Source organism: Parafilimonas sp., assembly GCF_047606085.1.
In the GTDB taxonomy this organism is placed as follows: domain Bacteria; phylum Bacteroidota; class Bacteroidia; order Chitinophagales; family Chitinophagaceae; genus Parafilimonas.
In genome coordinates this window covers 1-11,978 of sequence record NZ_JASGEX010000021.1, presented here as the reverse complement: position 1 = coordinate 11,978, position 11,978 = coordinate 1, and the positions used below count along the sequence as shown (strand labels likewise).

At 43.4% G+C, this 11,978-nt stretch carries 8 protein-coding genes; 1 reads left to right on the top strand and 7 read right to left on the bottom strand.

Annotation, left to right across the window (positions count from 1 at the left end; genetic code table 11):
• Positions 1-148: 148 nt before the first annotated feature.
• Positions 149-2,680, bottom strand: a complete 2,532-nt coding sequence (locus QM629_RS01985) for an ATP-dependent Clp protease ATP-binding subunit (protein ID WP_415156649.1) — start codon at positions 2,678-2,680, stop codon at positions 149-151.
• Between the two features lie 92 nt (positions 2,681-2,772).
• Here QM629_RS01985 and QM629_RS01980 point away from each other — a divergent pair, with 92 nt between their 5' ends.
• Positions 2,773-3,144 carry an anti-anti-sigma factor gene (locus QM629_RS01980; RefSeq protein WP_415156647.1) on the top strand — a complete coding sequence of 124 codons (372 nt, stop codon included), beginning with the start codon at positions 2,773-2,775 and terminating at the stop codon, positions 3,142-3,144.
• A 1-nt stretch (position 3,145) separates the two neighbouring features.
• On the opposite strand, the gene sppA is transcribed toward QM629_RS01980, so the two are convergent.
• The 6 genes from sppA to QM629_RS01950 form a co-directional block, all read right to left on the bottom strand.
• Positions 3,146-4,906 carry a signal peptide peptidase SppA gene (sppA, locus tag QM629_RS01975; protein WP_415156645.1) on the bottom strand — a complete coding sequence of 587 codons (1,761 nt, stop codon included), beginning with the start codon at positions 4,904-4,906 and terminating at the stop codon, positions 3,146-3,148.
• A gap of 311 nt (positions 4,907-5,217) precedes the next feature.
• Complete coding sequence (locus QM629_RS01970; RefSeq protein ID WP_415156643.1) at positions 5,218-7,488, bottom strand: TonB-dependent receptor; 2,271 nt, start codon at positions 7,486-7,488, stop codon at positions 5,218-5,220.
• 312 nt (positions 7,489-7,800) lie between these two features.
• Positions 7,801-8,178: a hypothetical protein gene (locus tag QM629_RS01965; protein WP_415156641.1), complete on the bottom strand. Its 378-nt coding sequence runs from the start codon at positions 8,176-8,178 to the stop codon at positions 7,801-7,803.
• 15 nt (positions 8,179-8,193) lie between these two features.
• Complete coding sequence (locus tag QM629_RS01960; RefSeq protein ID WP_415156639.1) at positions 8,194-8,892, bottom strand: HupE/UreJ family protein; 699 nt, start codon at positions 8,890-8,892, stop codon at positions 8,194-8,196.
• Positions 8,893-8,905: 13 nt separating this feature from the next.
• Positions 8,906-10,258: a HupE/UreJ family protein gene (locus QM629_RS01955; RefSeq protein WP_415156637.1), complete on the bottom strand. Its 1,353-nt coding sequence runs from the start codon at positions 10,256-10,258 to the stop codon at positions 8,906-8,908.
• A 22-nt stretch (positions 10,259-10,280) separates the two neighbouring features.
• On the bottom strand, positions 10,281-11,687 hold the full coding sequence (locus QM629_RS01950; RefSeq protein WP_415156635.1) for a DUF3500 domain-containing protein: 1,407 nt from the start codon (positions 11,685-11,687) through the stop codon (positions 10,281-10,283).
• Positions 11,688-11,978 lie beyond the last annotated feature (291 nt).

Here is an 11,978-nt window from a genome sequence, read left to right as displayed (position 1 = left end):
GGTATTAATTTTTTCTCACAGGGATCAATTTATTATTACTAATTGCTCACAATAAAAATACAGCGCATTTTTATGCTCCCGGGCATCTTACAAATAAAAAAAGAAGCCCCGCTTTACAGTGCGAGGCTTACTTTTTACATTTATGATTTTACACTTTGGCTTCTTCTTCTTTCTTGCCGAACTCAAATTTTATTTTTTGATTTTCCTTATCCAAACCGGCAATAAGAATGTCGCCCTGTTTAATGTTCATGCTCAATATCTCTTCTGCAAGGCTGTCTTCCAGATATTTTTGAATTGCCCTGTGCAAAGGCCTTGCACCGAATTGTGCATCGTAGCCTTTATCAGCAATAAATTCTTTTGCCTCATCTGTTATGCGAAGCTCAAAGCCCATATTGTTGAGGCGTTTCAGCACACCCTTCATTAAAATGTCTATAATCTGGAAGATGTGTTCTTTGGTAAGTGAATTGAAGATAACCACATCATCAATCCTGTTCAGAAATTCGGGAGAGAATGTTCGTTTCAAAGCTTTTTCAATTACCGCCTTATTGTTATCTTCTGCATTTTGAACCCTTGCCGCCGTGGCGAAACCTACGCCTTCGCCAAAATCTTTCAACTGGCGCACACCGATATTTGAGGTCATAATGATAAGCGTATTCTTGAAATCCACTTTTCTGCCAAGGCCATCGGTAAGCTGCCCATCGTCCAGCACCTGCAAAAGAATATTGTAGATGTCAGGATGCGCTTTTTCTATTTCATCCAGCAGGATCACGCTGTATGGCTTACGGCGCACCTTCTCTGTTAACTGGCCGCCTTCTTCATAACCCACATAACCGGGAGGTGCGCCAATTAAACGGCTCACGGTGAATTTTTCCATGTATTCACTCATATCTATACGTATGAGCGCATCCTCAGAATCGAACAGGTACCTCGCAAGCGACCTTGCCAGCTCGGTTTTACCAACACCGGTAGGGCCAAGGAAAATAAAACTGCCAACCGGTTTTTTAGGATCTTTCAGCCCAACGCGGTTGCGCTGTATGGCTTTTACCACTTTTGCGATAGCTTCGTCCTGCCCAATCACCATGCCCCTCATATCTTCAGCCATCTTACGCAGTTTCTCGCTTTCAGCCTGCACCATGCGTTTCACGGGAATGCCGGTCATCATGCTTACTACTTCTGCGATATTTTCCTCATCAATCGGGTAACGTTTATTTTTGCTTTCTTCTTCCCAATCCGTTTTTGCTTTTTCCAGTTCTTCGCCAAGGCGTTTTTCCGTATCCCGCAAAGCCGCAGCTTCTTCAAAACGCTGGCTTTTAACCACGCGGTTTTTTTCCAGCTTTATTTCTTCTATCTGCTTTTCAAGGTCAAGAATGTTTTGCGGCACATTGATGTTCTTTAAATGTACCCTCGCTCCCACTTCATCCAGCACATCAATTGCTTTATCCGGCAATAAACGGTCTGTCATATAACGGTCGCTCAGCTTCACGCAGGCTTCAATGGCATCGGTGCTATAAATTACGTTATGATAATCTTCATACCTCGGTTTAATGTTATTCAGTATCTGAATGGTTTCCTCAACCGTTGGAGGGTCAACGATCACTTTCTGAAAACGGCGGTCGAGCGCGCCATCTTTTTCAATATACATCCTGTATTCGTCTAATGTGGAAGCGCCTATGCACTGCAATTCGCCCCTTGATAAAGCGGGCTTGAAAATATTACTGGCATCGAGCGAGCCGCTGGCGCCCCCTGCACCAACAATGGTATGTATCTCATCAATGAAAAGGATCACATCGCGGTTTTTTTCCAGCTCATTCATTATGGCTTTCATCCTTTCTTCAAACTGTCCACGGTATTTTGTACCGGCCACCAACGCTGCAAGGTCGAGGCTGATAACTCTTTTATCATACAAAACCCTGCTTACTTTTCTCTGAACAATCCTTAATGCCAGCCCTTCAACAATTGCTGTCTTGCCCACACCCGGCTCGCCTATCAAAATGGGGTTGTTCTTTTTGCGGCGGCTAAGGATTTGTGAAACCCTTTCAATTTCTTTTTCCCGGCCCACAATGGGATCTAATGCGCCTGTTTCAGCAAGCTTGGTAATGTCCCTGCCAAAATTGTCTAAAACGGGCGTTTTGCTCTTTGTATTGCCGGTTGTTTTTTTCTGCTGCGATGATGAATACCCTTGCTTTCTTTCATCTTCAAAATCATCATCGTTCTCTTCGGTGTATTCGCTCCGCGGTTCATTGCTGCGCACAACACCCAGTTCTGTCTTAAATAAATCGTAATCCACGTCGTACTGATTTAAAATTTGTGTAGCAATGTTTTCTTTATTCTTCAATATAGATAACATTAAATGTTCTGTTTCAACCAGCGGGCTTTTAAGCGCTTTCGCTTCCAATACGGTTACCCGTATCACTTTTTCGGCCTGTTTGGTTAAAGGCAGGCTGTTAATGTTTGCTATATTCTTACCTGTTTTATCCCGCACGGCCAATTCAACCTCTTTGCGTAATTCGTACAGGTCAACGTTTAACTGTTTTAAAATTTTTATTGCTGTATTCTCTCCATCTCTAATCAATCCCAGCAAAAGATGCTCTGTGCCTATGAAATCATTTCCCAATCTCAAAGCTTCTTCCCTACTATAGGATATGATCTCTTTAACCTGGGCGGAAAAGTTGTTATCCATTTATTAGTGTTTGTACAAGTTTAAGAAATATTTTTGAGGTCTGTACTAAATCAATTATGCACAACTGTTAAAATGATCCAATAAAGAACAATATGAAAGTCAAAATTGATACCAGAGAAAAATTTACGATAATAACGCCGGAATCGGATTTTGCTGCTGACAATTTAACAGCGGAATTGAAAGATCTGCTTGCTTCACTATTGCAACATAATACAAATCTTGTTATAAACTTAAAGAATATTTCAACAGGGAAAGAGAATTTTGTTAATGAATTAGCTGCATGGCAGCAACGATTTTATGAACAGCAGGTTTCATTTGTTATTTGTGAACTGCAGTTGCCCCTCCGGGCGCTTGTAAACCAACTGGATTTAGACAGCGAACTGAATATTACACTTACAGAAACCGAGGCATGGGATATGGTGCAGATGGAAGAAATTGAAAGGGAGTTACTGGGCGATGAATAATTTATTTCCATTCAAAATCGAAAGGCAGCCTTGCCTGCGGGATATTGATCATTGCTGATAATTGCTTACCCTTTTGCAGCAATGTATATTGCTGCCGGCCTATCTCTTTTATTAATGCATTTTGCCGGCTTTCTGCTGAGTAAGACTGATCAGTAAGTTGTTCCAGCCAGCTTTTTTGTTCAGGATATTCGCGGGTACGGTAATCGGTGAGCTTCGCCATCCCCGCAGCACAATTTACGGCATCCTGCAATGTTCCTGTTTTGTCAGCCAAACCAATGCCAATAGCGCGTTTTCCAATCCATACACGGCCCTGCGCAATGCTGTCAATATAGGCAGTATCTTTTTTTCTGCCATCGGCAACCCTGGTTTTAAATATGCTGTAGATCGTATCTATTGATGCCTGCATAAAATGCCTTTCTGCATCGGTAAGCGGCCTGCTTATAGTTCCCAGGTCGGCGTATGACGCTGTTTTTACGCCATCGAAGGTTATACCGAGCTTATTGTTAAAGAAATCTTTCATGTTGGCCAAAACGCTAAACACACCAATGGAACCGGTGATGGTTGTTTCATCTGCAAACACTGAATCGGCTGCACAGGAAATATAATAGCCGCCCGATGCTGCATAATCGCCCATGCTTACAACGAAGGGCTTTACTTTTTTTGCCAGCGTAATTTCGCGCCAGATGGCTTCGCTGGCCATAGCGCTCCCGCCGGGAGAATTAACCCGGAAAACGATGGCTTTTACATCATCATCCAGCCTTGCCTTACGAATGAGCCTTACAAAATCATCACCGCCAATCTGCTCTTTATCGCCTTTACCATCTACAATATCGCCCTGTGCGTAAATAATGCTGATCTTACCGCCGGCGCCGCTTTTTGCATAATTTACCGCCTTTGCATAATTTCCAAACGGAATAAAATTTATATCTGCATCAGCGTCTTTTTTAAGCCGCTTTGACATTTCCGCCTTTAATTCATCATCATATTTCAACCCGTCAACAAGGTTATATTTCAATGCATCGTTTGCAGTTTGCACAGCGCCTGTATTGGCAAGGTTATGCAATGTGGCTGTATCAGAATGCCTTGCACCGGCGGTTTTCAGCAGTAAATCATTATAAATATCATTCAGCCAAACAGTGGTTTGCAGGCGGTTGGCATCCGTCATTTGCGTGGCGCGCAAGGGTTCTGTTGCACTTTTAAATTTACCGGCATAAAAAATTTCAGGCTTTATTTCAAGCTTGTCCAGTAAGCCTTTCAGAAACATCATATCTATTGCAAAGCCATTCCATTCAACTCCGCCGGCGGGATTGCAATAAATTTTATCGGCAACCGCAGCTACATAGTAAGCTTTCTCCGGTATTACAGAGCCATAAGCAATAACAAATTTTTTGCTCTTCTTAAACTCAATCAAAGCCTGCCTTAGTTCTTCACTTGCCGCATAACCATTCTCATTGCTGCCGGCTTTTATATAAATGCCTTTTACAGCAGAATCGCCTTTGGCATAATTAATCATGCGCACCACATCGTACAAACCGGGAATATTGCCTGAAGGGTTATCCAGCAAAGTGTTTAAAGGATTACTATTAGCCTGTTCTCTAAACTGCTGGCTCAGGTCGAGCACCAAAACGCCATTGCTGCCAATATCCGGTTTTGACGCCGAGGTTACACTGCCAATAATGGCTGAAAAAGCAAAGATAATAGCAAGTGTAAATACAATTAACGCGACTATAGTTGCAAAGAATACCTTAAGAAAACTTCTCATTTTATTTGAATTTACGAACCCGTAACGGGGCTGACTGAACCGGAACAACAAAACTCCGCCTTTTAAGTTGATTTTTGGCCTTTCAGCCTAACTTATCTCCACTTTACTGTAATACATTTGATCAAAAAATATACTGCATGCAATTTGGCGATTTAAGCATTACTTTCAAAACGGAGTTTTATAACCGGTAAATACCTGCGCAGGTTTAAAGCAGTTTTACAATGAGTTTAAGAAAATCTCAAACCAAATTCTAAAAAGCTCCTTCTTCAACAACCCGTATATGCTCTTTATACTGGCAATGCCGGTTCCAGTTAAAAAAACACGCTTACATGCGCCGTTAATGCAAACGGCGTTCCCGGCGTAAAACAAATGCCATCCACGGCTGTGGCGTCTGTTTTTAAACGGTACTCCGTATCAAATTGCGTTTCCTTCCATTTTGTATTGAAAATATTATTGATGGTTACACCAATTTCATATTTGCGTTTTGTATAGTTGAAAACTGCATCGGTAATAAAGTAGCCTTCAGCCGTTAAGCTGTAATCTTCATTGGCCGGCCGGTTAGCAAGATAGCGGTAACGCAGGCTGCCGTTCAGCCCGTTTTTATTGGAGTAAGTTATGCCGCCGGTGCTGCTCCACACAGGCGCTAAAGGAATATAGTTTTCACCTTTGGCATCATTTACCGAGCGGCCATGCGCATAGTTTACATCCACATCCATATACAATGAACGCAATGGCTGGTACCTGCCTGAAAAATCAAAGCCCATCCGCCTTGTTGGCCCGCTGAATTCCACACTGCCGCCATCGCCGCCATATACATTTTCCTGCGTAAGATAACTCCACCACAAAGCAGCATTTATTAGCAGGTTTTTTACAGGCTTTATAACGGTTCCCAGGTCTGCGCCATAAGCTTTGGGCAATACATCTGCGCCATCCACCACCACCGCGCTCCTCGCATCGTTGGAGTGAAAGCCACGGCCTGCGGTGAGGTAAAATTCAGTGGTATTATTTGCATGATAATAAAAGCTCAGCTTGGGGCTTAACACATTGGCATTTGCTTTATAAATACCTGTGCCGGGCAAGGTTGTGTCGCCTGCATATTTGTTATTGTATTGAAAGAAAAACTGGTCGAAGCGCAGGCCGGCATTCATGCTGAAGCGTTCATTAAAGTGAAAGGTTTCGCTGATGTAGGGCGAAAGGCTTAACTCATTAATATCACCAAGCTTTATACGGTTAATCAGCGTAGTATTATTCACCGTATGCGATAAGGCGGAATTACGGGTTGCATCAAGCCGCACATTAATCCCCGCATCTGTTGTAAGCCTTGTGCCGCCAATATATCCTACATGATTATAGCTGCCGTTATAGCCAATCATATTCCTGCTTTCCTGCTGCCTTATCTCATCGCCATTCACACTATCTTCCAGAAAAAAAGTAAAGTTGCTGTTTAAATTAAAAGTGTAATGTGTATAGTATAACTGATTCTTAATAACATCGCCGTTGTTAAGCGATGTTGTGAATTGTGCATTTACATTCGTTCTTGTGGTGTTGCCGCCTTCGTTGGGATCAACAGCGCCGTAAAAGCCAATGAGGCCTTCATCAACCGCTTCTTCGGGAATTTGCCCCGAGGCTTTCCATTTGCTCCATAAATATGAAGCGCTTATATACAGGTTTGTATTGCCGGATATTTTACCTGCATATTTTGTAAAGAAATTAAAACGGTTAAAATGCTGCGGGTTATCAAAGTATGCATCTGTATAACGATACTCTGAAGCAACATACCATGATTGCTGCCTGGCTTTCGCTTTTTCACCTAACAAATTAAACATGCCAAGGGCGCGAACGGTGTTGAACATGCCGCCTTCAATCTTTACAAGATTATTGTCCAGCACATTTTTGGTTTGATAATCTGCATAACCTGTTGTAGTAAAATCGCCTTTATCAGCGTAATACATGCCCTTTTTAAACACCACATCATTTATAGTTTCAGGAATAATAAAGTGGCTGTCGGCATAGCCCTGCCCATGGGCATGAGAAACCATATTAACGGGCATACCATCGGCAAACAAACCAATATCCGTTCCATGATCATTATCAAAGCCCCGCAGGAATATTTGTTCCGCCTTACCGCCGCCCTGGTGCTGGCCAATGAATAAGCCGGGTATAATGCGCAGCACTTCCTGCGAATTGGTTACGCCACGCATGGCAATATCAGCTCGGCTGATAATCTGGTATTGATTGCCGGCATGGGAAGAAACGGTTACCGAGCTCAGCTCAATTGTTTGTTGCGATAAGCGCACTGTATTGTTATTAACTGCAAATTCCTTTAACGGCACGGTTTTAAGGCCATAGTCAATGGAAGAAAAGGAAAGCGATGCAATATTTGCCATATTGGTTTTGAAAATAAATACGCCGTTGCTGTTGGTAACGGCAGAAGTACGGGATGGCAGCAGGGTTACGGTTACACCTTCAATGGGCTGCAACGAACTGCTGTCAGTAACCAGGCCCCTTATAATTTGCTGCGCCCCGGCCCGGGTGCTTATTATTAAGATGATATAGAGAATGATTTTTTTTCTTATAATCATTGTTTAAGTTTTATTGTAAAAAATTGAGATGATACAGGGCATAAAGCACAGTAATATGCACCTGGTTGATGATTATAAATTTGTGCATTGATCACAGCCTTGTACGATTGTTTCTAACCATACAGGAACAAAGATTTTCCATAAACAAGTAACAAGGGGCGCAAAGATTTTCATCTGCGGTTAAATACTATGACGGGCTAATGCCAGCCACAACAGGCTTTATGCATAGCACGATGTATCTGCCGGGCTAAAAAAATACATTGCCCTTTTTATGCAATGAATATAAAACAGTGCAGGTGGCTTCTGTTTACATTATGCGCGCAATCTTATTTTAGGCGGAGGGGTTTGGTCAAAAACAAAAGCGCCCGGAAGTTTAAAGACCGGTACGGATGGAAATTTTTTAAATTGTTCCGGCTGAAAATAGGGGTAATTATATTCAGCTACGAATAAATGAAACTGTGTTGTTTCCTCTGATCCTGCTGTATGCCGGCCTTTACTGGTTTCACTTTCCCGGCCCGCTTCTGCTATTGTTTTTTCCAGGTGGTTATTTCCATATCTGGCATGAACCGTTGCAATATGGTATGCTTCTGCAAAACAGTGCTGCAGGCCATCTTCCACAACAGGTATTACCGGCTTTAATATAACCGTTGAATAAATTAAAAGAAGATAATATGCTGTGGCAAACTTCATTAAACGTTACATTCTTTATGCAAAAAAAATCCGTTGGATTGTCCAGTACAATGCTGTTAATGCAATTAAAACCGACAATGGGGAAACGACTATCTTTTTATAATTTTTAATGTTTCGCAGTGGTATAATTATTAAGCCGAAAACGATAAGGATAACCGTTACCTGCCCCAGTTCAACACCTGCATTAAAGCTGAAGATGGAGAGAAAGAATTTATTGCGCGGCAAGCCTATTGCATGTAAGGCGCTGGCAAAACCCATTCCGTGAATCAGCCCAAACACAAACACAATCGCTATGCGCCAGGAGCTAAGACTGCTCACCAATAAATTCTCAACCGCTATACACAAAATAGAAAGCGCTATAACGGGCTCTACCACTGCGGGCGGCGCCACTATTATATTTTTTACCGACAGCGCGAGTGTAATGGAATGCGCTATGGTAAAGGCTGTTGCCTGCCATAAAATGGTGCTCAGTTTTGTGCTCAGCAGGCAAAGGCCGGTTATAAAAAGAATATGATCGAAACCATTGGGCAAAATGTGCAGGTAGCCCAGTTTTAAATAATAGAGGAATATATTGCCATCCGGCGCTTTTTCCAATGCATAATTTATGGTGTGCGCATACGTGGCCGGCGCTAATAACAAAAGCCATAATAGCAGCATGCACTTTGTACAGGCAGCAACCGGTTTCCTGTATAGTATTGACAGAATATTAAGCAAAAATTTTTTTTATTTATTCATTTGAGGCCATCGCCCCGGCTTTGTTTTGAGCAGAACCACCTTTTATAAACAAACTGGCAACAGCAGCTACTGCAAGCGCAGCAACCAGCCAGGGTGCATACGGATAGGCCTTAATAACAAAATCTGAAATTAAATTAGGCTGGTTGAACGACCTTTCAATGATCCATGCAAGTGAAACGATGATAGTGAACAAGGCGCCTGTAATGCGCAATATTCTATACCCCTTTATCCTGCTTAAAATAATAAGCCAGGGCACGGTTATAAGTATTACAAACAGCTGCATTAATTCTATGCCGATATTAAACCCAAATATGGCCAAAACCATGTACCAGCCACTTAATTTGAGCGCTGTTAAGGTGCCTGCAAACGCCAGCCCGTGAATTAAACCAAAACCTGCCGCTATATACATTTCCCTGCCGGGAAACAGGGGCCGGAGCGCATGAATGGCTGAAACAAGTATGGATACCGCAATTAAAACTTCTATAGGCTGCGATGGCAAACGCAGCCAGCCGATAGCGCCTGCAAATAAGGTAAGGGAATGCCCGATGGTAAATGCGGTAACTATTTTTAAAAGCCGGTAAATACTGTATTTAACGCCGCCAAAACCGCCCCATTTATTACCGTTTGCTACCAGTGGGGCAGCCAATAGTAAAGCGAGGATAAATAATAAATGGTCTGTGCCTTCAGCAATATGGCGCATGCCTAAATGCACAATGCTGGAAAAGCCCTTCCACCAACTGCCTTTTTCAAGGCTCACATGCAGCGGCGGTATAATATTATCCTTCAGGTTCCAGCCTATGGCGCTGGCGCCCATTGTATTATCCTGCTCCATGGTACCGGAGGCCCAGTCTGTACGTACAGACACCAGCGCAACATGGTTAATTACCTGGTGCATAATAACATCATATACCAGGTAGAAATCGCGTGTATTATCTCCCGGCTGCGGCGTGAGCACAACTTTAGCGTTTACTTCCCAATACGGAATATTTACATCGGCATAAAGACCGTTATCCATTCTCATTGCAGTAACGGCCACCTGCCAGGGATGATCTTTAACTGCATAAGCGTGAATATGCTGAAGCAGGTATGCTTTAATCTGCGGGCCCCAATTGTCAACAACATGCTCAGGGTCTTTAGACAGATCATGGCCAAATGCAAGCTCCAGTTCCGGAATGGGCATTTGCACTTCCAGGCTTACATAATTCGGATCAATATCCATTAACACCATGGTGTTAGGCGCACGGTGGGCGAACAGCTTCACCGGTCCCAGCATGACAAGGCTTAATAGGAAAAAAAACAACCGCCGGCTTTGCACCAGGCAGTTGTTTTTAAAAAAAAATATCATGAAATTTTTGTTCAATAATTAATTATTCCAGGTCAAGGTAATCGCGTTCATGGTCGCGCATTACCGTGTGGTAATGTATCGCACTGGAAAATACAACGCCTGTCTGGCAAATAAACTCAATCCATATACTTGGCCCGTCAATGCGCACATAATCAGTATTCGTTGTAAAGAAGCTGCTGGCATCGCCTGCGGTGGCGCTTGTATTGCTGGCATAGCATACATACGTATCAGAAAGCTCATCAGAATACGCTTCGCGAATGGTAGCTGCCTGCGCAGAATCAATATCATTTATCCAGGGCTGGATGGCTGCCCATACATTGGCCTGTGCCGTAGTGCTGAGGCTGCTTACCTGAATGCCTTGTTTAGTAGTAGGGAATGTATTGGTGGTAGAGCCCGGCACCATCAAACAGTCAGAAAAAGTGCTTGATATCTTGGCGCTGGAAAGCTCTGAGCTTGTAAATGAGCCCAGCATAGTTTGCACGCCGCTTAACTCAGAAGCAAGCGGGCATTCATAGGTTGTATCATTTACGGTGAAAGAGCCATGCGGTTCCACGCCTTCATGCAAAGGCGTTATGCTTACCACGCTGCCGGCATTGTAGGTAATATTGGAAGCAAAATGATGCCCGCCATACTGCAGCATCCATTTGCCTGTGGTGCTGGGCGTTCCTAAAAATGCAATAACATAATTACCGTCGCCATAGGAACTGCCGCCGCCGCTGGTATTTAAATAATCATCTGCTGCTCTTATGGCCTCAAACTCGTCATACGCTTCCCCGGAAGCAGTGCCGGCAGCCGCTTTTATTACAGCCAGGGCGGCAGTTTGCTGCGCTGTTGTAAGATCGCCAAACAATAAGCCGTTCCTGCAGCTTAATGCGCAGGGAAGGTTTGACCAGCGCTTGGCATTTTCAAGATTTAATGTAAGTACAACTGATGACTGCTGATCGGATGTAAGGGTGGACAGGAAGGCGTTTGCAAGGCAAACCACTTTTGCCACACCGGTGGAAGAACTGCAGTCTGCGGTGGTTGAAGTTCCGCTCACTGTAAGCGAAAGCGAACAGCTTTGCCCGCCAAAACTAATGGCAAATAAAGCAGTGCCTGAATCAGCAGGCGTGCCGCTGATGGTGTAGGTAAGGCTGCCCGAGCCGCTGGCCAGGGTGCCTGCCACCAATGTAGCCGTTAATCCCGTAACGCCTGTTGACGAAATAGCAGAACCAGCACTATAAGCTACTCCGTTGCCCCCTGTATAAGGAACGGTTGCCGTGCCTGAATAAGCAGTATTGGCTGTAGCCGTAGCCGAATAAGTAACAGAAGAACAGTCCAGGGCCGTTACCGTAGCGCTGGTGGTATCATCATCCGTTCTGCTGCAACGGATAAAAATGGCCGATATAAGCAATGTTAGCAGCAATGATGCTGTGAATTTCCGTATCATAAGTTAATTTATAATTTATGTTGTTTTAGATAAATGACGGCTACATTTTACATTCTTAATGTACCTCATATCCTATAATTCCTATTAACACAAAAAAAAGTTTTTTAGTATCAGTAAAAATGGCATTTGTGGCAACCAGCAAGTTTTTTGGGGTAAATATTACTTATAGTAAACACCGGATAAATTTGTGCATCGGCAATTTGTGCCTGCTTTATCGGTCCGTAAGATTAGTTCACGTTCTTACACGTCATTCCACCGCCGCGGCGGTGGAACCTGATCATAATTTAAAGT

What these genes read in the sequence shown, in the direction of transcription:
- QM629_RS01955 (WP_415156637.1), bottom strand. Translation starts at nt 10,258, where the DNA reads ATGATATTTTTTTTTAAAAACAACTGCCTGGTGCAAAGCCGGCGGTTG.
- QM629_RS01985 (WP_415156649.1), bottom strand. Translation starts at nt 2,680, where the DNA reads ATGGATAACAACTTTTCCGCCCAGGTTAAAGAGATCATATCCTATAGT.
- QM629_RS01980 (WP_415156647.1), top strand. Translation starts at nt 2,773, where the DNA reads ATGAAAGTCAAAATTGATACCAGAGAAAAATTTACGATAATAACGCCG.
- QM629_RS01950 (WP_415156635.1), bottom strand. Translation starts at nt 11,687, where the DNA reads ATGATACGGAAATTCACAGCATCATTGCTGCTAACATTGCTTATATCG.
- QM629_RS01965 (WP_415156641.1), bottom strand. Translation starts at nt 8,178, where the DNA reads ATGAAGTTTGCCACAGCATATTATCTTCTTTTAATTTATTCAACGGTT.
- QM629_RS01970 (WP_415156643.1), bottom strand. Translation starts at nt 7,488, where the DNA reads ATGATTATAAGAAAAAAAATCATTCTCTATATCATCTTAATAATAAGC.
- sppA (WP_415156645.1), bottom strand. Translation starts at nt 4,906, where the DNA reads ATGAGAAGTTTTCTTAAGGTATTCTTTGCAACTATAGTCGCGTTAATT.